The organism is Cupriavidus sp. LA-1 (genome assembly GCF_055385985.1).
This window is the reverse complement of record NZ_AP031387.1, coordinates 997,990-1,021,359: the sequence shown is the minus strand read 5'-3', so window position 1 is coordinate 1,021,359 and position 23,370 is coordinate 997,990. Positions and strand designations below refer to the sequence as shown.

Below are 23,370 nucleotides of genomic sequence, written 5' to 3'. Positions count from 1 at the left end.
GCAGGAGCAGGAGTAAGTCGAAGGGTTCTTGTATCAGAGATACTGCAGGTCGATCAGTATCTGGCGCGTCTTCAGCGGCGCGCCTTGCAGATAATAATGCAGCAGGAAACGCATCAGCGCGCGGCTTTGCGCGGCGGTCTGCGCGCGGCTGTAGTCGTCCTGCGCCATGTCCAGCAGCGTCTGGCCCGACACCACCGGCCACGACGACGGGTCGCTCGGCTGCGCGCGGCGCACGCCGCGTTCAGGCTGGTAGACATAGTCCAGGCCCGGCAGGACCCGCTCGCCGGTGCTCAGGCACTGGTCGAAGGCCACCGCGAAGCCGGTTTCCTGCAGCAGCACGCGTTCAAAGCCGCGCAGCACCAGCCCGGCCTGCTCGCCATGCGCCAGCCGCGTCAACGTCGCCAGGTAATGGCGGAACAGGACCGGATGCGCATCCTCGCGCGGACAGAAGCGCATCACCAGTTCGTTCAGGTAGAACGCCGACAGCAACGCATCGCCGGCCAGCGGCGGCATGCCGCCGACCCACTCGGCCTTGGTCAGGGTCTTGACCTCGCCGCGCCCGCTCCATGACACCGAGACCGGGTGGAAGTGCTGCAGCACCGCGCGCAGCGCCGAGTGCGGGCGCTTGGCCCCCTTGGCCACCATCGAGATGCGGCCGTAGTCGCGCGTGAACAGGTCCAGGATCAGGCTGGTCTCGCGATACGGCCAGGCGTGCAGCACGAAGCCCGGCTGTTCGGCCACGCGTGACTCGGGGCGCGCCGGCACGATGCGCATGGCGCGGTCCATCATCGCCCGCGCGGCGGCGTCGGCCATGCCCGGCAGCGCCTTGCTGTCGAGTAGTTCGGCGGCCTCGTCGACCACGGGGTCGGCGCGGCGGGACCGGGGTGCCGGCGCCGGAGCGCGCGCGATGTCAGCCGTCTTGCTCACTGGTCGCTCGCAGTTGTGCTCACTCGTAGCCGTACGCGCGCAGCCCTGCTTCGTTGTCGGCCCAGCCGCTCTTCACCTTGATCCACATTTCCAGGTAGACCTTGCCGTCGAACAGCTTCTCCATGTCCAGCCGCGCCTCGGTGGAGATCGTCTTGAGCTTGGCGCCCTTGTTGCCGATGATCATGGCCTTGTGCGCATCGCGCTCGACCAGGATGGTGGCAAAGACGCGGCGCAGGCGGCCTTCGGTCTCGAACTTGTCGATGATCACGGTGCTGGTGTACGGCAGCTCGTCGCCAGTCCAGCGGAATACCTTCTCGCGGATGATCTCCGACGCCAGGAAGCGCTCGCTGCGGTCGGTCATGGCGTCGGCGTCGTACATCGGCTCGCCTTCCGGCAGGTAGGGCCGGATGATCTCGAAGAGGCGCGCGATATGGTCGCGGGTCTTGGCCGTCATCGGCACCACTTCGCGGAACGGGAACTGCTGCCCCATCTTTTCCAGGAAGGGCATCATCACTTCCGAACGGTTTTCGCCGTTGACGCGGTCCAGCTTGTTGGCGATCAGCAGCACCGGGGTGTTCTTCGGCAGCAGCGACAGCACCTTCTCGTCGTCGGCGCCGTAGTAGCCGGCCTCGACCACGAACAGCACCAGGTCCACCGACGACAGCGTGGACGTGACCGCGCGGTTCAGCGAACGGTTCAGGGCGCTGGCGTGGCGGGTCTGGAAACCCGGCGTGTCGACGAACACATACTGCGCGTCGTCCGTGGTCTGGATGCCGACAATGCGGTGCCGCGTGGTCTGCGCCTTGCGCGAGGTGATGCTGATCTTCTGGCCGACCAGCGCGTTCATCAGCGTGGACTTGCCCACGTTGGGGCGGCCGACGATGGCCACGGTGCCGCAGCGGAACGCCGCGGCCTGGGTATCCGCCGCGTCTTGCTGCGGATGGGTAGATTCGGTCATTCCTTCAACCTGAGAGACAGCTGTGGGTCTTGCGGCACGGGTTGCTTGCGGGTCTTGCCGGTACGCTCGGCGCGGCTGCGCTTGAGCAGCTGCGGCACCAGCTTCTGGACTTCATCCAGCGCCAGCTTGGCGGCGGCCTGCTCCGCGGCACGCCGCGAGGCGCCGGTGCCGAACACCCGGACTTCCAGTTTAGGCACCGTGCACTCGACTTCAAACTGCTGGCTGTGCGCGGCCCCGTGTGTGGCGATTACGTTATATTGCGGCAGGGCAATCTTGTGGCCCTGCAGGTATTCCTGCAGCAGGGTCTTGGCGTCCTTGCCCAGCGTGCGCGGATCGACCTGCTCCAGGATCGGGATATAGAGCTTGCGGATCAATGCGCGGGCGGCATCGAAGCCGGCGTCCAGGAACACCGCGCCGACAATGGCTTCGAGCGCATCGGCCAGGATCGACGGGCGGCGAAAGCCGCCGCTCTTCAGTTCGCCCTCGCCCAGGCGCAGCGTATCGGACAACTGCAGCATCTGGGCGATCTCGTACAAGGCCTGCTGCTTGACCAGGTTGGCCCGCACGCGCGACAGGTCACCCTCGTCGAGCTTGCCGAACATGCCGTAGAGCATGTCCGCCACGGCGCAGTTGAGCACCGAGTCGCCCAGGAATTCAAGGCGTTCGTTGTGCTGGGCGCTGTGGCTGCGGTGCGTCAGCGCCTGTTGCAGCAATTCGGGCTTGCTGAATCGGTAGCCGAGTCGTTGCTGCAAGGCGTCGAGGTTCATATCAGTGCTGCGTTCCTGAATAGGTAATCAACAGGCTCAGGGGTCCATAGACGGGCACCTCGGCCCGGTACGAGAAATCGACCGACTGGATGGTGCCGTTCTCGTCTTCCCGGACCAGGAGATCCTCGCCCTTTACTGCGGTAATCTGGTCGATGATTGCCTGCTTCTCAAAGAATTCGACCACTTCACGCTTGTTGGTGGCGCGCTGCTTGGCATAGCTGGCGGCGCGCTTGACCGAAAAATACTCCACCAGGCTCGGGATCGCGCGCAGGGCCGGCAAGGCCACGCCGATCACGAACACCACGATCACCAGCAGCGTCCAGACGGAAAAAAACCCGCCCATGCGCGCCCGGCGCCGCGCCGGATTCCTTGCCCCCACCTTCCCAAATCGACCCATCGCGCCTGCCCTCTTTTTGTGTTGAGTGTTCTTGCGCCGCGGAGATTCTTATTTGAACGATCCCACGCGTCCGAAATTGCCCAGGTTCATCCAGATCACAAACGCCTTGCCGACGATATTCTCGTCCGGTACGAAGCCCCAGTAACGGGAATCCAGGCTGTTGTCCCGGTTGTCGCCCATGACGAAATAATGACCCGCAGGCACCTTGCAGGTCACACCCTGCTGATTGTATGTGCAGTTTTCCCGATACGGGAAATCCGGGTCCGCGCCGGCGACAAACGCCGGGCGGTCGGCGTCGTTCAGGATGCCATGATCGACGCCGTTCGGCAGCTTTTCGCGGAAATGCCTCGAATACGCCAGGCGCTCCTCGTCAAGAAAGTCCGGCAGCGCGGTGTATTCGGCCGGCTTGCCGTTGATGGTCAGGCGCTTGTTGGCGTACTGCACCACATCGCCCGGCACGCCGATCACGCGCTTGATGTAGTCGAGCGACGGGTCCTTCGGGTAGCGGAACACCATCACGTCGCCACGCTGCGGCTGGCCTGTCTCAACGACCTTCTTGTTCACCACCGGCAGGCGGATGCCGTACTCGTACTTGTTGACGAGGATGAAGTCGCCGATCAGCAGCGTCGGGATCATCGAGCCGGACGGGATCTTGAACGGCTCGACCACAAACGAGCGCAACACGAACACCGCCAGGATCACCGGGAAGAAACTGGCCGAATACTCCAGCCACCACGGCTGGCGCAGCTTTTCCTCGGCCAGGCGCTTGCGTGTAGCGTCAGCGTCCGCCGCGCCGAAGCTGCCCTGCAGGCTGGCCTGGCGCGAATCGAACTCGGCCAGCGCCAGCCGCGCCGAAGAGCGGCGCTGCCGCTCGAACACGAGCTTGTCCGCAACCCACGCGACGCCCGTAATCACCACCAGCACAAAAAGGATCAGTGCAAAATTCATGACGGCTTCTGGTTCTTTGAAATCCTGGTACAGCCTGTTCTGTCGCCACGGCGGCAAGCCGCCGCGCGTGGCACTGTCACTGCCCGCCGCAGCGCCTTACTTGTCGTCCACCTGCAGGATAGCCAGGAAGGCCTCCTGCGGGATCTCGACCGTACCGACCTGCTTCATCCGCTTCTTGCCGGCCTTCTGCTTTTCCAGCAGCTTCTTCTTGCGCGTGATATCGCCGCCGTAGCACTTGGCCAGCACGTTCTTGCGCAGCGCCTTGACGTTCTCGCGCGCAATGATATTCGAGCCGATGGCCGCCTGGATCGCCACGTCGTACATCTGGCGCGGAATGATCTCACGCATCTTGGCTGCCACCTCGCGGCCGCGGTACTGCGAATTCGAGCGGTGCACGATCACCGACAGCGCATCGACCTTGTCGCTGTTGATCAGGATATCGACCTTGACCACATCCGACGGGCGATATTCCTTGAACTCGTAGTCCATCGACGCATAGCCGCGCGACACCGACTTCAGGCGATCGAAGAAGTCCATCACGATTTCCGCCATCGGGATCTCGTAGGTCAGCTGCACCTGCTTGCCGTGGTAGCTCATATTGATTTGCGAGCCACGCTTCTGCGTGCACAGCGTAATCACCGAGCCGACATATTCCTGCGGCATGTACAGGTTGACGGTGACGATCGGTTCCAGGATCGCCTCGATCTTGCTCGGATCCGGCATCTTCGCCGGGTTTTCCACGGTGACCATGGTGCCGTCGCGCATCTCGACCTGGTACACCACCGTCGGCGCGGTGGTGATCAGGTCCATGTCGAACTCGCGCTCCAGGCGCTCCTGCACGATTTCCATATGCAGCAGGCCCAGGAAGCCGCAGCGGAAGCCGAAGCCCAGTGCCTGCGACACTTCCGGCTCGAACTGCAGCGAGGCATCGTTCAGCCGCAGCTTTTCCAGCGACTCGCGCAGCGCCTCGTACTGGTTGGCCTCGACGGGGTACAGGCCGGCGAACACCTGCGGCTTGACTTCCTTGAAGCCCGGCAGCGGTGCTTCGGCCTTGCGCTGCATGGTGGTGATGGTGTCGCCCACCTTGGCCGCCTTCAGTTCCTTGATGCCGGCAATGACAAAGCCCACCTGGCCCGCCGTCAGCGCGTCGCGCTGGATCGACTTGGGCGTGAACACGCCCACCTGCTCCACCAGGTGTTGCGAGCCGGTGGCCATCAGCAGCACCTTGTCCTTGGTGCGCAGCGTGCCGTTGACCACGCGCACCAGCATCACCACGCCGACGTAGTTGTCGAACCACGAGTCGATGATCAGCGCCTGCAGCGGTGCCTCGGCGTCGCCCTTGGGCGGCGGCACCTTGGCGATCAGCGCCTCGATCACATCCTGCACGCCCTGGCCGGTCTTGGCCGAGCACGGCGTGGCGTCCTGCGCGTCGATGCCGATCACGTCCTCGATTTCCTGGATCGCGTTGTCCGGGTCGGCCTGCGGCAGGTCGATCTTGTTGAGCACCGGCACCACTTCCACGCCCAGCTCGATCGCGGTGTAGCAATTGGCCACGGTCTGCGCCTCGACGCCCTGCGAGGCGTCGACCACCAGCAGCGCGCCTTCGCAGGCGGACAGCGAGCGGCTCACTTCATAGCTGAAGTCGACGTGCCCCGGGGTGTCGATCAGGTTCAGGTTGTAGACCTGGCCGTCGCGCGCCTTGTAGCTGAGCGCGGCGGTCTGCGCCTTGATGGTGATGCCGCGCTCTTTTTCGATATCCATCGAATCGAGGACCTGCGCTTCCATCTCCCGATCCGACAGCCCTCCACAAAGCTGAATGATCCGGTCGGCCAGGGTGGACTTCCCATGGTCGATATGGGCAATGATCGAAAAATTACGGATATGGTCCATCTAGTGTTCAGGGGAGCGCCGGCATGAGGGCCCGGGCGGCAGCAAGCGGTTGAGCGGCCCGGCGCCGCGCGCCGCAAGGCGTGCGCGGGCGTACCGCAGGTTTGGGGGGTGCAATTTTTTGCGCCAATCCGCAATTTTACCGGATTTTCAATGACTTCCGGGTCATCAAATGGCGGCGTGACGCGGTTGCCGGCCGTTGCCGGAGGGGGTCAGCGGGTGGCGCGTGCGGTGCCATGTGCGGCAAGCCACACCCTTACCGCCACCTCGTCAAGGAAATAGTGGCAAAGTGGCGCGGCGCCGGCCGTCAGATCTGCCGGTGCCCCGGGCATCAGCACCGGCACCAGTTCGCCGAAGCGGTCTTCCAGCCCCGCATCGGCATCGACATCCACCTCAAGCAGGGTGAAAGAAAAATCGCGCCGGAGCGGCTCCAGCGCGACCTTCATGTCTTCGCAAAGGTGGCAGTATGCCCGGCCGTACAGCGTCAGCGCGGGCATGGCGGCCACGGTGGCTCAGCGGCTGGAGCTGGACGTGGCGCCCGGACGCAGCGTCAGCACCTGGGTGGCGTCGCCGCGCCGCACGAACACCGCGGCAATCCGGTTCTTGTCCAGGCTACGCACCAGCTCGTTGAACTGGCGGGCGTTGGTCACGTCGGTGTCGCCCAGGCGCAGGATGATGTCGCCCGGCCGGATGCCGGCACGCAGCGCCGGGCCGTCGGCGACTTCCACCTCGACGCCGGACTTGAGCTTGAGCTCCTTCAGGCGTGCATCGGGCAGGTCGTTGACCACCAGCCCCAGCGCGTTGGGCTTGCTGGCCTGTGCCGCGCTGTCATCCTTGGGCGTGGCGTTGCCGCGCGCCTTGGTCTTGCCGTCCGGTTCCAGCTCGGTAACCGTGATCGTGACGTCGCGGGTCGCACCCTTGCGCCACAGCTGCAGCGGCACGCGCGTGCCCGGCTTGGTCTCGCCCACCATGCGCGGCAGGTCCGAGGCGCGTTCGATATCGCGGCCGTTGAACTTGAGGATGATGTCGCCGGGCTCGATGCCCGCCTTCTCGGCAGGACCGCCCGGTTCCACGCTGCCGACCAGCGCGCCGCGCGCACGGCCCAGGCCCAGCGAATCGGCCACCTCCTTGGTGACGTCGCCGATTGCCACGGCAATGCGGCCCCGCGTCACGCGGCCCGTGGCCTTGAGCTGCTCGGTCACGCGCATGGCCTCGTCGATCGGGATCGCGAACGAGATGCCCATATAGCCACCGCTGCGGCTGTAGATTTGCGAGTTGATGCCGATCACCTCGCCTCGCAGGTTGATCAGCGGGCCGCCGGAGTTGCCGGGGTTGACCGCCACATCGGTCTGGATGAACGGCAGGTAGTCGCCGGTATCGCGGCCCTTGGCCGAGACGATGCCGGCGGTCACGCTGTTGTCCAGCCCGAACGGCGAGCCGATCGCCAGCACCCATTCGCCGGCGCGGACCTTGTTGGAATCGCCCAGCGGCAGGCGCGGCAGGCCGGTGGCGTCGACCTTGAGCAGCGCCACGTCGGTGCGCTTGTCGGAGCCGATCAGCTTGGCCTTGAATTCGCGCTTGTCGGGCAGCGTCACATAGATGGTTTCAGCGTCGGCTACCACGTGCGCGTTGGTCATCACGTAGCCGTCCTGGCTGATGATGAAGCCCGAGCCCACGCCGCGGCTCTGCTCTTCCGGCTGCGGCGGCTGCTGGCCGCGGCGGGGGGCGCCCGGCGCCGGGGCACCGGGCATCGGCACGCCGAAGAAGCGCCGGAAGAATTCCGCCATGTCGTCATCGCCACCGGGCGCGCCGCGCTGGCGCACGAGTTCGGTGGTGCGGATATTGACCACGGCCGGGCTTGCCTTTTCCACCAGGTCGGTGAAATCGGGCAGGTTGTAGGTGGAAGCGGCAGCCTGGGCATGGCTGACTTCGGCAACGGTAGGGCCGAGCAGCATCATGGCAGCCATGACCACGGCCCGCGCCAGGGCTGGAGATCTGAACATCATCGACAACTCCCGGGATTCAGCGAAAAGAAGAAAAACCGACTGGATATGATCCCGTGGCGGGGGACCCCTGCACAGGTTTCATGGAGCCGGCGCCGGGACAAAGTCCGGCGGCGTCGGCTGCACCTGCGTCAAGCTCAGTGTACCGCCTTGGGAGGGCGATATTCCACGGCCGTCGCAAACTGGCGGACGGTGCTCGCCGGCACCTCGCCCACCACGGTGATCCAGTAGTCGGCAACCCGGCGCACCACGACCTGGGTCGCGCCGAGCGCGGCCACGCCTTCGCGGCGCACACGTTGCTCGGAAACCGGCTCGATGAAGACCGACAGGCCTGTCAGCCCGTCGCTGTAGACGACCTGCAGCACTTCGAAGACCTGCCCGCGCGCATTGCCCGGGGCCGGCGCGCGCAACTCGCCAAGCGGCCGGCGGACTTCGCGGATCTTCTGGAAACCCTTGAGCGGCACGGTGATCGACCAGCCCTCGTCGGCGATATTGGCCGGCTGGTAGGTCACCTCATAGTGATTCCAGCCGTTGGAATTCTTGATTGCGCCCAGGATGCGCTGCTTCTCGGACGGCACGCCGATCTGCACCTGCGAAAACGCCACCTGTTCCAGCACCTTGCCGCCTTCGCCGATGGTCTGCGCGCGCATCAGCAGGCCGGAGTTCTTCTCCGCCCACAGGCGCACCGCGTAGCGCGCGGCATCATGCGGCTCCAGCGCAAAGACCTCGCACTCCATGCCGGCCACGCGCTCGGCGGGCATCTTGCGCATGTCGTACAGGTCCAGCACGTCGTTCTTGTTGGTGGCGAGCAGCGCGGGGAAGCGGTCCTTGGCTTCCTGCTTCTCCACCACCACCAGCTTGGCTTCCGGAATCAGGCTGTGCACCACGTCGTTCTGCCGCAGCACCTCGCGCGGCTTGCCGTCGAGCGTTTCCAGGCGTTCGTACTCGTTGTGGACGAGATCGCTGTAATGCTGGATACGCGAGGCGTGCATGACACTGCCGCGCTGATAGATCAGCGTGCCGACATAGTTCTCGTGCTGTGCGGCTTTGTGGATCTTGTTGAGCCAGGCGGTGGCGTCGCGTCGGTTCAGCGTACTGTCCGAAGGCTGCGCGGTCGCCGCGGCAGCGCTCAGACACAAGGCCAGAAAAAAGGACCTACGCAGGGCCCTGATTTTCTGGGCGCCCGCTACATGGGCGGGCGACCCTCCTTTATGCATGTCCGGCATTATTCCTGCGTATTTTCCTGAGTGAAGTTTGCACCGTTGGCAACCGTGCGCATGGTCGGCACGAATGCTTCCGTTGCCACCGATGTGCGATGGGCACGCAGGTATTCGTCCAGGCGCGGGTCGCGGATCATCTGGGGCGCTTCGGCGGCCACGGTGACGATGCCGGCGCCCTGGCCTGCAGCGGGCTGGTCGGCACGCGCCACGACGGCGTCCGGCGTGCCCAGCGTGACGGGGCCGCGCATCTGCGGCACGACCACCCAGCTGACCGCAGCGACCGCGGCGGCGATCGCGGTGCCAGGCATCACGCGGCGCACCCACGACGGCCTGACCAGCAGGCGGTGGCGGGCACTGGCCTGCGCCACGGCCGGCACCAGTACATGCGGCTCGGCTTCCAGGCGTGCGGAGAAACGAGAGAGGAAATCGGCGGTGGAGCCCGCATGCGTCAGTTCTTCCGAACGCAGCGTGTCGCCGATCAACTGGTACGTGGTCCAGTCGGACATGCCGGCATCGCTTTTCGCCAAGCCCAGCACGGCATCGACTTCATGCGGCGCCAGTTCGCCATCCATCAGTACGGAGATCTGCTCCGCTGCTTCCACTACATGAACCGACTGCTTATGAGCCTGACCCATTTCCCACCCCAAGACATTCCATTGAACACCGATAATCCCGTTACTTCTGTCGCTTATCGATGCAGGAATAGGCTGCAACGCTGGCCGCACGACATTCTTCTTTACTGCCAACAACTAGCGAACCACTACCACCGCTTGCCCTCTGCCGTTCCCAGCAGCGGGCGCAATTTCTCGGCAATCGCCTCGCGCGCCCGGAAGATCCGCGAGCGCACCGTGCCGATCGGACATCCCATCGCCTCGGCGATTTCCTCATAGCTGAGGCCTTCGATCTCGCGCAGCGTGATGGCGGTCCGCAATTCTTCCGGAAGCGCCTCCATCGCGCGGTTCACCGTCTCGGCGACCTGGCGCGTGTGGAGCATCGACTCCGGCGTATTGATATCCCTTAGTTGCTCACCGTCCGCAAAAGTTTCAGCCTCTTCCGCATCGATATCGCTGGACGCTTCCGGGCGGCGGCCCTGGGTAGCCAGGTAGTTCTTGGCCGTGTTGACGGCGATCCGGTACAGCCACGTGTAGAAGGCCGACTCCCCGCGGAACTGGGGCAAGGCGCGGTATGCCTTGATAAAGGCATCCTGCGCCACATCCTCGACTTCAGCGGGATCCCTGACCAGGCGCGAAATCAGGCGAATGATCTTCCGATGGTATTTGGTCACCAGAAGTTCAAAGGCCCGCTTGTCGCCCTGCTGGACGCGTTCAACTAGGAGCTGATCGGCTTCGCGTTCGCTCACGTATGGCTCACCTGCAGTGTATCTCTTGGTTTGGTCGTCACGACAAACGTTGTATTTTACCTACGATTCTCAGCCCGCCCGGTGAAGCAACGCGCATCCTGTGACCGCAAGCTAACAAAATCGTTCCCTGTCGACAAGTCAGGTTGCACCTGCAGTGCAACTCTGGCGGCACGTTGCAACTGCCGCGCCTTCTCGGGGGCAGCCGCTTGCCAGGGAAGAAAGATGGCGCCCGGCATGCCGGGCGCACCAGGAACAAGACGCACGACAGCGGCGCCGCCGGCCTGCCAGCACTGCCGGACGACGGCCTCGTACCGGGCACCGCCCGGCCCTTCCAGGCGGATCCGCAATGGTCCGCTGCCGTCAGCCATATCCTGAATGGCCGTGCAGCGCCAGCGCAGGCCTTGCCACCGCGCCGGCCAGGCCCGCACCGTTGCCAGGGTGGCAAGCGCAAGTCCCGGCGCGGCGGCGGCATGCCACCACAGGATCCCGGCCTGGCTACCGGCGATGGCGTCGGCCAGCGTCCGCGCCAGCAGCGCGAGCGCCAGCAATTCGCCGGCACAAAACACGAACAGGGCCCATCGCAACGGGTGGACCCTGCTCTGGCGCAGCCCGCGAAGGGCCCGCCTCAACCACGGATCAGGCGCGGCGGAAAACAAGCGTGCCGTTGGTGCCGCCGAAACCGAAGTTGTTCTTCACCGCCACGTCGATCTTCATCTCGCGTGCCGTATTGGCCACGTAGTCCAGGTCGCACTCCGGGTCCTGGTTGTCGAGGTTGATCGTCGGCGGCGATACCTGGTTGTGCAGCGCCAGCACAGTGAAGACCGATTCCAGGCCACCGGCGCCGCCCAGCAGATGGCCGGTCATCGACTTGGTCGAGTTCACCACCATCTTGTAGGCCTGTTCGCCGAATGCCGCCTTGATGGCATCGGATTCGTTCTTGTCGCCCAGCGGCGTGGACGTGCCATGGGCGTTCAGGTAGTGCACCTGGTCGGCATTGATGCCGGCGTCCCTGAGCGCGTTGACCATGCAGCGGCGCGGGCCGTCCATGTTCGGCGCGGTCATGTGGTAGGCGTCGCCGCTCATGCCGAAGCCGATCAGCTCGGCATAGATGCGCGCACCGCGGGCCTTGGCCGACTCGTACTCCTCCAGCATCATCACACCGGCGCCCTCGCCCAGCACGAAGCCGTCGCGGTCCTTGTCCCACGGACGCGAAGCGGCGGCCGGGTCGTCGTTGCGCGTCGACAGTGCGCGCGCAGCGGCGAAACCGCCGATGCCCAGCGGCGACACGGTCGACTCGGCGCCGCCGGCCAGCATGGCGTCGGCATCGCCGGCCTGGATCAGGCGGGCGGCCAGGCCAATGCTGTGCAGGCCGGTCGTGCAGGCCGTCACGGCAGCCAGGTTCGGGCCCTTGATGCCATGGATGATCGACAGGTGGCCCGCGATCATGTTGATGATCGACCCCGGCACGAAGAACGGCGAAATCCGGCGCGGACCACGCTCGGTCAGCACGGCATGGGTGTCTTCGATCATCGGCAGGCCGCCGATGCCCGAGCCCACCAGCACGCCGATGCGGTCGGCGTTGGCTTCGGTCACTTCCAGGCCGCTGTCTTTCAGCGCCTGCGTACCGGCCGCAATGCCGTAATGGATGAAGGTATCCATATTCCGGGCTTCCTTGGCGGGGATGTAATCCTCGGCATTGAAGCCCTTCACTTCGCCGGCAAAATGCACGGAAAGCGCGGAGTGATCGAATTTGGTGATGGTGGCGATGCCGGACTTGCCGGCTACCAGGTTGGCCCAGCCTTCGGCAACCGTGTTTCCGACCGGAGACACAAGGCCAAGCCCAGTGACGACGACGCGACGACGGCTCACTATGTTTTCCTACGGGTGCGTGAAACGGGAACGGAACGCTGAGCTACCCGCCGCCGGCCCTCCGGGCCGCGCGGCGAAGCGCATTCCATTCTGCTTCTTCGAACAGACGAAAGCCACAGAAAACAGCAAGGCGAGGCCGAGACGGCCCGCCCACCTGCCTTCTGTGGCTCGGAATGCAGAGACGACGGGCTTAGGCCTTGACGTGCGCGGTGGCGTAGTCGATAGCCTGTTGCACGGTCGTGATCTTTTCGGCTTCCTCATCGGGAATTTCCATGCCGAATTCATCTTCCAACGCCATCACGAGTTCAACCGTGTCCAGCGAGTCCGCACCGAGATCGTTCACGAACGACGATTCGTTCTTGATGTCTGCCTCGGCCACGCCAAGCTGTTCTGCCACGATTTTCTTGACGCGTTGTTCGATATTGTCCATGTAACCCTCCAGGGAAGTTCGACAAAAAGTGGGCGCATTTTAGCAGGTTTGAGGCGACAGATATGCCGCCTGCCAACCTTTGCAAGAATCGCGCCCGTTTGGTTCGGAAAACTACTACTTCAGACAGCTTCTTCGGGCTTCTTCCCCGAAACCAGCCACCCGAAAACCTATTAATTCATGTACATCCCGCCGTTCACATGCAACGTCGTGCCGGTGATATAGGCGGCTTGCGGACCGGCCAGGAAGGCCACCGCATTGGCGATATCTTCCGGCTGGCCCAGCCGCCCCAGCGGAATCTGCGTCTTGAGCGAAGCATGCTGCGCTTCGGACAGCGCCTTGGTCATGTCGGTATCGATAAAGCCCGGCGCGACGCAGTTCACGGTCACGTTGCGGCTGCCGATCTCGGCGGCCAGCGAGCGGGTCATGCCCGCCACGCCGGCCTTGGCGGCGGAGTAGTTCATCTGGCCGGGGTTGCCGACCGAGCCCACCACCGAGGTGATGTTGATGATACGGCCCTGGCGCGCCTTCATCATCGGGCGCAGCACCGCGCGCGACAGGCGGAACACCGAAGTCAGGTTGGTCTGGATCACGGCCAGCCAGTCCTCGTCCTTCATGCGCATCGCCAGCTGGTCCTGCGTAATGCCGGCATTGTTGACCAGCACGCCGATGCCGCCGTGGGTCTTGACGATCTCGTCGATGAGCGCGTCGCAAGCGGCCGCGTCATTGACGTTGAGCACGGCGCCCTTGCCCTTCAGGCCTGCGGCACCGAGGTAGTCGGTGATGCCGGCTGCGCCGGCCTCGCTGGTGGCGGTGCCGATCACGGTGGCGCCCTGGCGGGCCAGTTCCAGCGCGATGGCGCGGCCGATGCCGCGCGAGGCGCCGGTGACCAGCGCAACCTGGTTGTCGAGAAGTTTGGTCATGCAGATGTCCTCTTGCTTACTTCAGGAGTGCCAGCGTGTCCTGCAGCGAGGCCGGATCGAAGATCGCGCCGCCGGTCAGGTTGCCGTCGATGCGCTTGGTCATGCCGGCCAGCACCTTGCCCGGGCCGCATTCGATCACGTGCGTGATGCCTTCGGCTGCCATCTTCTGCACGCACTCGACCCAGCGCACCGGGGCGGCGGCCTGGCGCACCAGCGCGTCCTTGATCGCATCCGGATCGTTGACGATGGCAACGTCGACGTTGTTCACCAGCGGGATCGACGAGGCCGCGAAAGCCAGCCCGGCCATGCGCTCGCGCAGGCGGTCCGAAGCGGGCTTGAGCAGCGAAGAATGGAACGGCGCCGACACCGGCAGCGGCAGCGCGCGCTTGGCGCCCTTGCCCTTGGCGATCTCGCAGGCTTTCTCGACCGCGGCCTTGTTGCCGGCGATCACCACCTGCGACGGCGCGTTGAAGTTCACGGCCTCGACCACGCCAGCGGCCGCTGCCTCGGCGCACGCGGCGCGCACATCGTCGTCGGCCAGGCCCAGGATCGCGGCCATGGCGCCCTCGCCCACCGGCACGGCTTCCTGCATGGCCTGCGCGCGGAAGCGCACCAGCGGCACCGCGTCGGCAAACGGAATCACGCCCGCGGCCACCAGCGCCGAGTACTCGCCCAGGCTGTGTCCGGCCACCAGCGCCGGCGCCGAGCCGCCGGCATCCAGCCAGGCGCGGTAGATCGCCACGGCGGCGGTCAGCATCACCGGCTGCGTGTTGGTGGTCAGGTTCAGTTCTTCGGCGGGGCCTTCGGCGATCAGGCGCCCGAGGTCCTGGCCGAGCGCGGCCGAGGCTTCTTCCACGGTGGCGCGTACCACGGCGTTATCCGCGAAGGCATTGAGCATGCCGACCGACTGCGAACCCTGGCCGGGAAATACGAAAGCGAATTTCATCGGATGGAAACCCTAACAAGAAATCGGTGGCCGGCGCCGCGGCAGGTTCTGCCTGCGCGGCACGCCCGGGCGCCGGCCGCGTATTACATGCGCAACAGCACCGCGCCCCAGGTAAAGCCGCCGCCCACGCCTTCCATCAGCACGGTCTGGCCCGGGCGGATGCGGCCGTCGCGCACGGCGACGTCCAGCGCCAGCGGGATCGACGCGGCCGAGGTGTTGCCGTGCTCGTGCACGGTGGCGACCATGCGCTCCGCCGGCAGGCCCAGCTTCTTTGCCGTGCCCTGCATGATGCGGATATTGGCCTGGTGCGGGATCAGCCAGTCGACCTGGTCCGGCGTCACGCTGGCGGCCTCCATGGCTTCGCGCGCGACCTTGTCCAGCACGTTCACGGCCAGCTTGAATACAGCCTGGCCGTCCATGCGCAGGAACGGGTTACCGGTGATATTGCCGCCGGCGACGTTGCCCGGCACGCACAGGATATCGACATGGCTGCCGTCCGAGTGCATCGCGCTTGACAGGATGCCCGGCTCCTCGGACGCCGACAGCACCACCGCACCGGCGCCGTCGCCGAACAGCACGCAGGTGGTGCGGTCGTTGAAGTCCAGGATGCGCGAGAACACTTCGGTGCCGATCACCAGCACGTTGCGGTGCGAGCCGCTGCGGATGAACTTGTCGGCGGTGGCCAGCGCGTAGACAAAGCCGGAGCACACCGCCTGCAGGTCGAACGCCGGGCAGTGGTTGGTGATGCCCAGCTTCTCCTGCACGATGCAGGCCGTGCTGGGAAACACGAAGTCCGGCGTCGAGGTGGCGACGATGATCAGGTCGATGTCCTGGCGGTCGATGCCGGCGGCCTCGATGGCCTGCTCGGCGGCCTTGACCGCAAGCTCGCTGCTGGCCACATCGGGCTCGGCCCAGTGGCGCGCCGAGATGCCGCTGCGCGAGACGATCCACTCGTCGCTGGTCTCGATGCCCTTTTCGGCAAGCTGAGCGGCCAGGTCATGGTTAGTCACGCGCCGCGGAGGCAGGTAGCTCCCGGTACCGATGATTTTTGCGTACTTGGTCATGTGTTGTCGGATCGTATGGCCCGCTGGCACCCGCGACCGGCGCACGTGGCGCTCAGGCGACGTGGGGGCTGGGATGCGCGCCAGGCGCCTCTGTCTCCGTGGCGGGCTGTGCAGCGCCTGCGGCGCTGGATTTATCGGCAAAAGCCCGGGTGATGCGGGCGATCACGCCATTCTTGGCGGCATCATACCCGCGTTTGATAGCCCACTCAAAGGAATGGGCATCGGCCGAACCGTGGCTCTTGATCACCAGCCCGCGCAGCCCCAGCAGCGAGGCGCCGTTGTAGCGCGCCGGGTCGAGCCGCCTGGCCAGGCGCGACAGCACCGGCATGGCGACCGCGGCCAGCAGCTTGGTGAACCACGAGCGGGTGAATTCTTCCTTGATCATACTGCCGATCATCTTGGCCAGGCCCTCGGTGCTCTTGAGTGCCACGTTGCCGACAAAGCCGTCGCAGACCACGATGTCGGTAGTGCCCTTGAAGATGTCGTTGCCTTCCACGTTGCCGTAGAAGTTCAGCTCGGAGGCACGCAGCAGTTCACCCGCGCGCTTGACCACCTCGTTGCCCTTGATGACTTCCTCGCCGATGTTCAGGAGGCCCACCGTGGGGTGATCCTTGTGATCGACGACGGCCACCATGGCTTCGGCCATGCGCGCGAACTGCAGCAGGTGCTCGGGCTCGCAGTCGGCATTGGCGCCCAGGTCCAGCACCGTGGTGCCCCAGCCTTGCTCGTTGGGAATGGTGGTGGCGATGGCCGGCCGCTCGATGCCTTCGAGCGTCTTCAGCACATAGCGCGACACCGCCATCAGCGCGCCGGTATTGCCGGCGGAGATGCAGGCACCGGCCAGGCCTTCCTTGACCTGCGTGACGGCGACGCGCATCGAGGAGTCCCTCTTCTTGCGCAGCGCCACCTCTACCGGGTCATCCATGGTGATGACCTCGGTGGCCTCGACGATGCTGACGCGCGGATGGTCCAGCGCGTGCAGCTTCTTCAGCTGCGCCCGGATGGCGTCGGGCAAGCCGACCAGCACCATCTCGGCATCGTCGTGGCGGGAAAGAAAACTGATCGCCGCAGGCACCGTCACGGAGACACCGTGATCGCCGCCCATGCAGTCGATAGCGATTTTGATCGTCATTGTTCCTGGTACGGATAGCGCGGCGGCGCACGCCGCGCCCGGCGGGAATCCCGAGCGCCCAACAAAAAAGCGGCAACGATCTTGCCGCTTTTCTGTCTCTGACCTTTAAGTGTCCGACCTACAGGCATGCACGAGCGAGACGCAACGTCACGCCTGGCGAAGCTATCAGTCGTTCTTGGTCTTGATGACCTTGCGGCCACGGTAGTAGCCGTTCGGGCTCACGTGGTGACGCAGGTGGGTTTCGCCGGTGGTCGGCTCAACTGCCAGCGGCGCGGCCGACAGGTGATCGTGCGAACGGTGCATGCCGCGCTTGGACGGCGACTTCTTGTTCTGTTGAACAGCCATGATGACTCCTTCGAGAATTTTTCAATATTAACACACGCATCCCGCCCAAGGCGTAGCCGGGGCCCGGCCGGATGCTTCAGATTCACCTGCAAGACCTTGCGCACCGCCTGCCGGCGGCTCAATGCTTGGTCTTCAGGCCGGCCAGCGCCGCAAAGGGCGAAGGCCGCTTTTCTTCCTCAGGCTCAGCCTCTGGCTGTGCCTCGCCGTCCGAACCGGTCACGAGGCTTTCGTGTACCGTCGGGCAGACGTCATGCTTGGGTGCCACCGGCAGCGCCAGCAGCACTTCATCTTCAATCAGGTCCAGCAGCGAAAAACGCTTCGAGCCGGCGATCACGTCGACTTCGTCGTCGTCCATCGGCGCGGCGTCCGCCGCTTCCTCGCTTTCCACTACCTCGAAACGCGTTGCAGTGTCGATCGGCTCCGCATAGGGCGCCAGGCAGCGCTGGCAATCCAGCCATACCCGGCCCTTCACGGTCACGTCGAGGAACAGCCGGCGCGCCACCGGGGCGCCCGGCTCGGCCGCCTCTTCACGCATGAAGCCGGTGGCCGTATAGGCAAACGTCTCATCGGGTGCCGAGGCTGGCGCTTGCGCGGCGGTCTCGGCTAAGATGCGCGGCAAATCCCGCACCGCCACGTCGCCGGCCAGGCTTTCACCCTTTCGGCACATGGCGAAGAGATCAAGCGCGCGCAGGTCAATCGGCTGGGTCATGTGCGTGGCTCCTGTCGCAATACAATGACTGGTTCGCCACATTCCTCGCCTGACGGACTACTGGCCGCGCACTTTGGCGGCACTGCGCCCGGGTGCGGATGCGGCAAAACGCGCGATTATACGACGTAAACCTTTCCGAGGTCAAAGGGCTTGCTTCCCAAGCCACATGGCTTCCTGTTCCGATTCAACGACATATGCCCCCAGATTCCCGCCCCCGGCTGATCCTCGGCTCCGGCTCGCCCTACCGACGCGAACTGCTGGAGCGCCTGCGCATCCCGTTCGAGGTGGCCGTGCCCGACATCGACGAAACCCCGCTTGCCGGCGAAGCACCCGAGGCCACCGCGCTGCGGCTGTCGCAGCGCAAGGCCGAAGCCATTGCCGCGCGCCACCCGGGCGTGCTGGTGATCGGCTCGGACCAGGTGCTGACCCTGGACGGCGAACAGATGGGCAAGCCCGGCACGCACGACCAGGCCGTGGCGCAGCTGCGCCGCATGCGCGGGCGCACCGCCACCTTCCATTCAGCCCTGTGCCTGCTGGATGCGCGCACCGGCACCGCTCAGCTGGCGGACGTGCAGACCCGCGTGACCATGCGCGACCTGACCGACGCCGAGATCGAGGCCTACCTGCAGGCGGAACGCCCCTACGACGTCGCCGGCAGCGCCAAATCCGAGGGCCTCGGCATTACGCTGCTGGAACGCGTCGAGTCCGACGACCCGACCGCGCTCATCGGCCTGCCGCTGATCGCGCTGACCGGCATGCTGCGCCAGGCCGGCTACCCCCTCCTTACCGCATGACCCGCACGAGCCCACCATGAGCGGCACTCTTTACCTGATCCCCAATACACTCGGCAAACGCGACGAAGCCGACCCGCTGGCCGATGTGATCCCGGCCGGCGTGCAGCAGATCGCCGCCAGCCTTGACTACCTTGTCGCCGAGAACGCCAAGACCGCGCGCGCCTTCCTGAAGAAGCTGGGCGAAACCACGCCGCTGGCGCGCCCGATCCAGCAGATCGAGATCCGCGAACTGAACGTCAATACCCGCGCCGACGCCCTGGCCGCGCTGCTGGCCCCGCTCGAAGCCGGCCGTGACGGCGGCCTGCTGTCCGAGGCAGGCGTGCCGGCGGTGGCCGATCCGGGCGCCGACCTGGTGCGGCTGGCCCATGCGCGCCGCATCCGTGTGCGGCCGCTGGTCGGGCCCAGCTCGATCCTGCTGGCGGTGATGGGCTCGGGCCTGAACGGCCAGAGCTTTGCCTTCAACGGCTACCTGCCGGTCGACGCCGGCGAGCGCGCGCAGCGGCTGCGCGAACTGGAACAGCGCTCGCGCAAGGCCAGCCAGACCCAGGTGTTCATCGAAACGCCCTACCGCAACGCGGCCCTGCTGGAGGCCATGCGCCAGCACTGTGCCGGCACCACGCTGCTGTCCGTGGCAGTGGACCTGACGCTGCCCGGCGAGACCATCGTCACGCTGCCGCTGTCGGACTGGCGCCCCGAGCGGATCGAACTGCACAAGCGCCCGGCGATCTTCTCGCTGCTGGCCATATAAGAAGCGACCGCGCAGCAAACGACAAAGGGGACGCGAACGCCCCCTTTGTCATGGCCGCTGCACCAGCCGTTGTCAGCGCATGCCCTGCATGCCGGTGCTCCACAGCATGGTCTTCATCGCCGCCGTGCCCACGGCCGCGCCAAAGCGCTTGGCCACGCGCTCGGCAATGTTCTCCTTGACCGTGTAGTCGACGATGTCCTCGGCCTTGAACAGGTCGCGCGCCACATAGTCGGTGCTGCCCAGCCCGTCGGCCAGGCCCAGCTCGACGCTGCGCTCGCCCGACCAGAACAGGCCGGAGAACAGCTCCGGATCGTCCTTGAGCCGGTCGCCGCGCCCTTCCTTGACCACGTCGATGAACTGCTGGTGGATCTGCTTGAGCATGGCTTCGGCAAAGGCCTTCTGCCTTGGCACCTGCGGCGAGAACGGGTCCAGCATGCCCTTGTTGGCGCCCGAGGTGTACAGGCGGCGCTCAACGCCCAGCTTGTCCATCAGGCCGGTAAAGCCGAAACCGTCCATCAGCACGCCGATCGAGCCCACGATGCTGGCCTTGTCGACATAGATCTTGTCGGCCGCGGCGGCCACGTAATAGCCACCCGAGGCGCAGATCTCTTCCACCACCACGTAGAACGGCTTGGACGGATAGAGCTTGCGCAGCCGATGGATCTCATCGTTGATCATGCCGGCCTGCACCGGCGAGCCGCCCGGCGAGTTGATCTTCAGGATCACCCCGGCGGCGTTGCTGTCCACGAACGCCGCCTGCAGCGCGGTATTGATCGAATCCGCGCTGGCCGGCGTGCCGGCGGCGATCTCGCCTTCCAGCGTGACCATCGCGGTATGGCGGCCCGAGGTGCTGATGGCGCCGTCGCCCTTGAAGTCGAATATGGCGAGCAGGATCAGCACCAGAAGGGCCAGGCCGACAAAGCGGAAAAAGATGCGCCAGCGCCGCGCCGCGCGTTGCTCGCGCAGCGACGCGGTCAGCACCCTTTCCAGTACATCGCGCTCCCAGCCGCCGCCCGAGCCGCCTGTCGAGCCGCCAACCGGACCGCCGCCGGCCGCGCCGGCCATGCGCGCCTTGCGCTCGCGCGCTTCGCGCCGTGCGGCGTCCTCTCCCGCGCGCAGTTCATCGTCCAGCGGATAGTCAGCGTGCGTAGCAGTGACCAGGCGCTCGGACTCGGGCTGGCGCCCTTCGTCGCCAACCCGTTCGCCCGGTGCGCCCTCGCCAGCTGGCTTGCGCTCGTCTGACTGACCCGACGCACCCGATTCACCCGTTCCGCCCAAAGGCGGTTTCTGTTGTTCTGTCATGCAACTCGCTCGTGGAAATCCAATTAGGCACCGCCGGCGGGTTCAGCCATCCGGTACGGCGCCTCCGGCAGCCAGTAGACCTGGCCGTCGCGTTCTTCGATGCGCAGCTTGGCCAGCGAAGCCCCGCGGCAGGGGCCGCCGACGCACTCGCCGCTGTCCGGTGCATAAACCGCGCCATGTGTCGCGCACATCAAGTATAGGCCCGAGGCATCGAAGAACCGGCCCTCCTGCCAGTCCAGCTCCATCGGCACATGGGCGCACTGGTTCAGGTAGCCATGCGCGGCGCCGTCGAAGCGCACCACGAAGGCGCCGATCTCGCGCCGGTCCAGCGCCACCGAGAAACGCACGCCAAGGCCGCCCTCCTCCAGGTCGGCCGCTGCGCACAGCCGCACCGGCACCTGGCCGGACAGTGCCTCAGGCATGAGCCAGCAGCCACTCGGTCAGGTCGGCGACCGAGGTGGCGCAGTGCACGGGCGCCATCGCGCGCAGCGAATCGGCGGGATGTGCCCCGTAACACACCCCGATCCCCTTGGCGCCGGCATTGGCCGCCATCTGCAGGTCGTGGGTGGTATCGCCGATCATTACCGTTCGCTCCACGTCCTGGCCCAGTTCGCGGGTCAGTTCGTGCAGCATGGCCGGATGCGGCTTGGAGAAGGTCTCGTCGGCACAGCGCGTGGCGTCGAACAGGCGGGTCAGGCCGCTGGAGGCCAGCGCGCGCTGCAGGCCCACGCGGGTCTTGCCGGTGGCCACGCCGAGAAAATAGTGCTCGCCGCGCAAGGTCTCGAGCATTTCGCGCACGCCGTCGAACAACACCAGGTCGGCGTCGCGGGTCAGGAAGTGGTAGCGGTAGCGTTCGGCCAGGCGCGGGTAGTCAGCGGGGTCGAGCGTCGGCACCGCATAAGACAGCGCGTCCTTCAGGCCCAGCCCGATCACGTGGCTGGCAGCGCGGTCGTCCGGCACCGGCAGGCCCAGGTCGCGGCTGGCAAGCTGGATGCACTTGGCGATGGTCGGGGTCGAGTCCATCAGCGTCCCGTCCCAGTCGAATACGATCAGGTCAAATTGTTGCCTGGACATGGCAGTCCTTGTGTCGTTTGATGCACTACCCTACTCTGGGGCACGCAGTTCACGCAATTGTTGCAGGAATCCGACGCATTCGTCGGGCAGCGGCGCTTCCACGGCCAGCGGCTCGCCCGTGTCCGGATGGATGAACACCAGCCGGTGGGCGTGCAGGAACATGCGCTTGAGGCCGGGCCTGGCGCCGGAACGCGCCAGCGCCTTGTTCAGCGAGAAGTCGCCATATTTTTCGTCACCGACGATCGGGAAACCCGAATGCGCCAGGTGGACGCGGATCTGGTGGGTGCGGCCGGTCTTCAGTTCGGCCTCCAGCAGGGTGAACCCGGAAAAGGCCTCGACCCGGTTGAACACGGTGTGCGAAGCCAGCCCGTCGGCCTGCACCCGCACCCGGCGCTCGCCGTCCGGCGTGCTGTACTTATATAGAGGCAGCTTCACATGCTGGCGCGCGTTGGGGAATTCGCCGGCCACGCAGGCGAAATAACGCTTGTCCATGGCGTTGCCGCGGATCTGCTCATGCAGGTGGACCAGTGCCGAGCGCTTCTTGGCCAGCACCAGGATGCCGGAGGTTTCGCGGTCGAGCCGGTGCACCAGTTCCAGGAACCTGGCCTGCGGCCGCGACCGGCGCAGTTGCTCGATCACGCCAAAGGCCACGCCGGAGCCGCCATGGACCGCCACGCCAGCCGGCTTGTTGATAACCAGCAGGTGCGTGTCCTCGAACAGCACCGGGAATTCTCCCGCCGGCACATGCTGGGCCTTGGCCGATTGCGCCGGACTCGCCACCCGCATCGGCGGGATGCGCACCACATCCCCCGACTGGAGCCGGTAAGTGGCATCGATCCGCCCCTTATTGACGCGAACTTCCCCCGAACGGAGCACCCGATAGATATGGCTCTTGGGCACGCCCTTGGCGACTTTCAGCAGGAAGTTGTCAATGCGCTGACCTTCCGAGCCTTCGTCAATCGTGACATACGCCACCTGTGGGCTGGCCGGCGCAGCTTCGGCAACCTTTTCAATTTGATGGCGTAACTCATTCATTTTCAATATAATTTCCTCGCTGTCCCGGCTTGTGGCCGGCAGCGCAAGACCTGTGTAAGCGATTAGTCTTCGAGTTTCTTCGATTTTTCGCATTCTACACTTGGGGTTGCCGCCAACCCCGCCCGTCTCCCGCAACTTCGCGTGATCCGCAAGCGCCCCAGACGGGCAAATGGCAGTAAAAGCAGCACGCACGGTGCCGCCGGCATGCAGGAAGTCGCCCAAAGGTGGCTTCGGCACGGGCAGGCGGTGACGTGGGAACTGAGTGTTCAGGTAAAACAGAATTTAAAGGCGGATGCCGCAGCCGGCATCCGCTTCGGTGAGAGAAGTCCCGCCCGCACCGGGAAACGGTGCCGGCCGGCAGGTTAGCCTGCCGCCTGACTGGAAGTTACCGGCGCCCGGTCGCAGAACTCCAAGAAGTAGTAGGTGCGCCCGCCAGGAGAAGTCAGGCAGCAACGGCAACCAGGCCGTGTCCGAAAAATTTGCTCTTTGACGCGTCTAGGCCTTCCGCGGCCGGCCGCGATGCCGCCGGCGCCGG

Annotated in this window: 26 protein-coding genes; 2 read left to right on the top strand and 24 right to left on the bottom strand. The window is 65.5% G+C overall.

Features of this window, described 5'->3' with window-relative positions:
* Positions 1 to 33: 33 nt before the first annotated feature.
* From recO to ACZ5MJ_RS04775, 20 genes are all read right to left on the bottom strand, one after another.
* Entirely contained in the window at positions 34 to 927 is an 894-nt protein-coding gene (recO, locus tag ACZ5MJ_RS04870; RefSeq protein ID WP_464222708.1) for a DNA repair protein RecO, read from the bottom strand.
* 19 nt (positions 928 to 946) lie between these two features.
* Entirely contained in the window at positions 947 to 1,885 is a 939-nt protein-coding gene (gene era, locus ACZ5MJ_RS04865) for a GTPase Era (RefSeq protein WP_432257616.1), read from the bottom strand.
* Complete coding sequence (gene rnc, locus ACZ5MJ_RS04860) at positions 1,882 to 2,652, bottom strand: ribonuclease III (protein WP_010814690.1); 771 nt, start codon at positions 2,650 to 2,652, stop codon at positions 1,882 to 1,884. Before rnc ends, era begins: the two co-directional genes overlap by 4 nt.
* Position 2,653: 1 nt before the next feature.
* A complete protein-coding gene (locus ACZ5MJ_RS04855; protein WP_464222707.1) occupies positions 2,654 to 3,049 on the bottom strand; it encodes a DUF4845 domain-containing protein in 396 nt (131 codons plus the stop codon).
* 48 nt (positions 3,050 to 3,097) lie between these two features.
* Complete coding sequence (gene lepB, locus ACZ5MJ_RS04850) at positions 3,098 to 3,997, bottom strand: signal peptidase I (RefSeq protein WP_464222706.1); 900 nt, start codon at positions 3,995 to 3,997, stop codon at positions 3,098 to 3,100.
* A 96-nt stretch (positions 3,998 to 4,093) separates the two neighbouring features.
* Positions 4,094 to 5,887 (bottom strand): translation elongation factor 4, encoded by a 1,794-nt coding sequence (gene lepA, locus ACZ5MJ_RS04845; RefSeq protein WP_464222705.1) that lies wholly within the window; start codon positions 5,885 to 5,887, stop codon positions 4,094 to 4,096.
* A gap of 209 nt (positions 5,888 to 6,096) precedes the next feature.
* Positions 6,097 to 6,381, bottom strand: a complete 285-nt coding sequence (locus ACZ5MJ_RS04840) for a glutaredoxin family protein (protein WP_464223653.1) — start codon at positions 6,379 to 6,381, stop codon at positions 6,097 to 6,099.
* A gap of 15 nt (positions 6,382 to 6,396) precedes the next feature.
* Complete coding sequence (locus ACZ5MJ_RS04835; protein WP_464222704.1) at positions 6,397 to 7,890, bottom strand: DegQ family serine endoprotease; 1,494 nt, start codon at positions 7,888 to 7,890, stop codon at positions 6,397 to 6,399.
* 134 nt (positions 7,891 to 8,024) lie between these two features.
* Positions 8,025 to 9,104 (bottom strand): MucB/RseB C-terminal domain-containing protein, encoded by a 1,080-nt coding sequence (locus ACZ5MJ_RS04830; RefSeq protein ID WP_464222703.1) that lies wholly within the window; start codon positions 9,102 to 9,104, stop codon positions 8,025 to 8,027.
* 8 nt (positions 9,105 to 9,112) lie between these two features.
* Positions 9,113 to 9,742 carry a sigma-E factor negative regulatory protein gene (locus ACZ5MJ_RS04825; protein WP_464222702.1) on the bottom strand — a complete coding sequence of 210 codons (630 nt, stop codon included), beginning with the start codon at positions 9,740 to 9,742 and terminating at the stop codon, positions 9,113 to 9,115.
* 125 nt (positions 9,743 to 9,867) lie between these two features.
* Positions 9,868 to 10,467, bottom strand: coding sequence for an RNA polymerase sigma factor RpoE (gene rpoE / locus ACZ5MJ_RS04820; protein ID WP_010814682.1), 600 nt, complete (start codon positions 10,465 to 10,467; stop codon positions 9,868 to 9,870).
* Between the two features lie 56 nt (positions 10,468 to 10,523).
* Positions 10,524 to 11,051, bottom strand: coding sequence for a hypothetical protein (locus ACZ5MJ_RS04815; protein ID WP_464222701.1), 528 nt, complete (start codon positions 11,049 to 11,051; stop codon positions 10,524 to 10,526).
* A gap of 52 nt (positions 11,052 to 11,103) precedes the next feature.
* Positions 11,104 to 12,336, bottom strand: a complete 1,233-nt coding sequence (gene fabF / locus ACZ5MJ_RS04810; RefSeq protein WP_464222700.1) for a beta-ketoacyl-ACP synthase II — start codon at positions 12,334 to 12,336, stop codon at positions 11,104 to 11,106.
* A 190-nt stretch (positions 12,337 to 12,526) separates the two neighbouring features.
* Positions 12,527 to 12,766 (bottom strand): acyl carrier protein, encoded by a 240-nt coding sequence (gene acpP / locus ACZ5MJ_RS04805; protein ID WP_008644813.1) that lies wholly within the window; start codon positions 12,764 to 12,766, stop codon positions 12,527 to 12,529.
* A gap of 170 nt (positions 12,767 to 12,936) precedes the next feature.
* Complete coding sequence (gene fabG, locus ACZ5MJ_RS04800) at positions 12,937 to 13,686, bottom strand: 3-oxoacyl-ACP reductase FabG (protein ID WP_464222698.1); 750 nt, start codon at positions 13,684 to 13,686, stop codon at positions 12,937 to 12,939.
* A gap of 16 nt (positions 13,687 to 13,702) precedes the next feature.
* Positions 13,703 to 14,632 (bottom strand): ACP S-malonyltransferase, encoded by a 930-nt coding sequence (gene fabD / locus ACZ5MJ_RS04795; RefSeq protein ID WP_464222697.1) that lies wholly within the window; start codon positions 14,630 to 14,632, stop codon positions 13,703 to 13,705.
* A gap of 83 nt (positions 14,633 to 14,715) precedes the next feature.
* Positions 14,716 to 15,696: a beta-ketoacyl-ACP synthase III gene (locus ACZ5MJ_RS04790; protein WP_432257628.1), complete on the bottom strand. Its 981-nt coding sequence runs from the start codon at positions 15,694 to 15,696 to the stop codon at positions 14,716 to 14,718.
* A gap of 52 nt (positions 15,697 to 15,748) precedes the next feature.
* Positions 15,749 to 16,828 (bottom strand): phosphate acyltransferase PlsX, encoded by a 1,080-nt coding sequence (plsX, locus tag ACZ5MJ_RS04785; RefSeq protein ID WP_464222696.1) that lies wholly within the window; start codon positions 16,826 to 16,828, stop codon positions 15,749 to 15,751.
* A 165-nt stretch (positions 16,829 to 16,993) separates the two neighbouring features.
* Complete coding sequence (rpmF, locus tag ACZ5MJ_RS04780) at positions 16,994 to 17,173, bottom strand: 50S ribosomal protein L32 (protein WP_010814675.1); 180 nt, start codon at positions 17,171 to 17,173, stop codon at positions 16,994 to 16,996.
* A 118-nt stretch (positions 17,174 to 17,291) separates the two neighbouring features.
* Complete coding sequence (locus ACZ5MJ_RS04775) at positions 17,292 to 17,882, bottom strand: DUF177 domain-containing protein (protein ID WP_464222695.1); 591 nt, start codon at positions 17,880 to 17,882, stop codon at positions 17,292 to 17,294.
* A gap of 194 nt (positions 17,883 to 18,076) precedes the next feature.
* On the opposite strand from ACZ5MJ_RS04775, the gene ACZ5MJ_RS04770 reads away from it, so the two are divergent.
* Both ACZ5MJ_RS04770 and ACZ5MJ_RS04765 read left to right on the top strand, forming a co-directional pair.
* Positions 18,077 to 18,676, top strand: coding sequence for a Maf-like protein (locus ACZ5MJ_RS04770; protein WP_464222694.1), 600 nt, complete (start codon positions 18,077 to 18,079; stop codon positions 18,674 to 18,676).
* Between the two features lie 16 nt (positions 18,677 to 18,692).
* Positions 18,693 to 19,424, top strand: coding sequence for an SAM-dependent methyltransferase (locus ACZ5MJ_RS04765; RefSeq protein ID WP_464222693.1), 732 nt, complete (start codon positions 18,693 to 18,695; stop codon positions 19,422 to 19,424).
* 72 nt (positions 19,425 to 19,496) lie between these two features.
* Here the strand turns inward: ACZ5MJ_RS04765 and ACZ5MJ_RS04760 are convergent, their stop codons facing one another.
* The 4 genes from ACZ5MJ_RS04760 to ACZ5MJ_RS04745 are packed head-to-tail and all read right to left on the bottom strand — an operon-like array spanning position 19,497 to position 22,835.
* Positions 19,497 to 20,726 (bottom strand): S49 family peptidase, encoded by a 1,230-nt coding sequence (locus tag ACZ5MJ_RS04760; protein ID WP_464222692.1) that lies wholly within the window; start codon positions 20,724 to 20,726, stop codon positions 19,497 to 19,499.
* Between the two features lie 23 nt (positions 20,727 to 20,749).
* Positions 20,750 to 21,148 carry a Rieske (2Fe-2S) protein gene (locus ACZ5MJ_RS04755; protein ID WP_464222691.1) on the bottom strand — a complete coding sequence of 133 codons (399 nt, stop codon included), beginning with the start codon at positions 21,146 to 21,148 and terminating at the stop codon, positions 20,750 to 20,752.
* Positions 21,141 to 21,800 carry an HAD-IA family hydrolase gene (locus ACZ5MJ_RS04750; RefSeq protein ID WP_464222690.1) on the bottom strand — a complete coding sequence of 220 codons (660 nt, stop codon included), beginning with the start codon at positions 21,798 to 21,800 and terminating at the stop codon, positions 21,141 to 21,143. The genes ACZ5MJ_RS04755 and ACZ5MJ_RS04750 overlap by 8 nt, the downstream gene beginning before the upstream one ends.
* A 30-nt stretch (positions 21,801 to 21,830) precedes the next feature.
* Positions 21,831 to 22,835, bottom strand: coding sequence for an RluA family pseudouridine synthase (locus ACZ5MJ_RS04745; RefSeq protein ID WP_464223652.1), 1,005 nt, complete (start codon positions 22,833 to 22,835; stop codon positions 21,831 to 21,833).
* Positions 22,836 to 23,370: the final 535 nt, after the last annotated feature.

Coding starts and splice junctions, on each gene's coding strand:
- acpP (WP_008644813.1), bottom strand. CDS start 12,766: ATGGACAATATCGAACAACGCGTCAAGAAAATCGTGGCAGAACAGCTT.
- ACZ5MJ_RS04840 (WP_464223653.1), bottom strand. CDS start 6,381: ATGCCCGCGCTGACGCTGTACGGCCGGGCATACTGCCACCTTTGCGAA.
- ACZ5MJ_RS04790 (WP_432257628.1), bottom strand. CDS start 15,696: ATGACCAAGTACGCAAAAATCATCGGTACCGGGAGCTACCTGCCTCCG.
- rnc (WP_010814690.1), bottom strand. CDS start 2,652: ATGAACCTCGACGCCTTGCAGCAACGACTCGGCTACCGATTCAGCAAG.
- era (WP_432257616.1), bottom strand. CDS start 1,885: ATGACCGAATCTACCCATCCGCAGCAAGACGCGGCGGATACCCAGGCC.
- rpmF (WP_010814675.1), bottom strand. CDS start 17,173: ATGGCTGTTCAACAGAACAAGAAGTCGCCGTCCAAGCGCGGCATGCAC.
- ACZ5MJ_RS04770 (WP_464222694.1), top strand. CDS start 18,077: ATGCCCCCAGATTCCCGCCCCCGGCTGATCCTCGGCTCCGGCTCGCCC.
- ACZ5MJ_RS04755 (WP_464222691.1), bottom strand. CDS start 21,148: ATGCCTGAGGCACTGTCCGGCCAGGTGCCGGTGCGGCTGTGCGCAGCG.
- ACZ5MJ_RS04750 (WP_464222690.1), bottom strand. CDS start 21,800: ATGTCCAGGCAACAATTTGACCTGATCGTATTCGACTGGGACGGGACG.
- lepB (WP_464222706.1), bottom strand. CDS start 3,997: ATGAATTTTGCACTGATCCTTTTTGTGCTGGTGGTGATTACGGGCGTC.
- ACZ5MJ_RS04760 (WP_464222692.1), bottom strand. CDS start 20,726: ATGACAGAACAACAGAAACCGCCTTTGGGCGGAACGGGTGAATCGGGT.
- fabG (WP_464222698.1), bottom strand. CDS start 13,686: ATGACCAAACTTCTCGACAACCAGGTTGCGCTGGTCACCGGCGCCTCG.
- ACZ5MJ_RS04830 (WP_464222703.1), bottom strand. CDS start 9,104: ATGCATAAAGGAGGGTCGCCCGCCCATGTAGCGGGCGCCCAGAAAATC.
- ACZ5MJ_RS04825 (WP_464222702.1), bottom strand. CDS start 9,742: ATGGGTCAGGCTCATAAGCAGTCGGTTCATGTAGTGGAAGCAGCGGAG.
- plsX (WP_464222696.1), bottom strand. CDS start 16,828: ATGACGATCAAAATCGCTATCGACTGCATGGGCGGCGATCACGGTGTC.
- ACZ5MJ_RS04745 (WP_464223652.1), bottom strand. CDS start 22,835: ATGAATGAGTTACGCCATCAAATTGAAAAGGTTGCCGAAGCTGCGCCG.
- fabD (WP_464222697.1), bottom strand. CDS start 14,632: ATGAAATTCGCTTTCGTATTTCCCGGCCAGGGTTCGCAGTCGGTCGGC.
- ACZ5MJ_RS04765 (WP_464222693.1), top strand. CDS start 18,693: ATGAGCGGCACTCTTTACCTGATCCCCAATACACTCGGCAAACGCGAC.
- ACZ5MJ_RS04775 (WP_464222695.1), bottom strand. CDS start 17,882: ATGACCCAGCCGATTGACCTGCGCGCGCTTGATCTCTTCGCCATGTGC.
- ACZ5MJ_RS04835 (WP_464222704.1), bottom strand. CDS start 7,890: ATGATGTTCAGATCTCCAGCCCTGGCGCGGGCCGTGGTCATGGCTGCC.
- lepA (WP_464222705.1), bottom strand. CDS start 5,887: ATGGACCATATCCGTAATTTTTCGATCATTGCCCATATCGACCATGGG.
- ACZ5MJ_RS04855 (WP_464222707.1), bottom strand. CDS start 3,049: ATGGGTCGATTTGGGAAGGTGGGGGCAAGGAATCCGGCGCGGCGCCGG.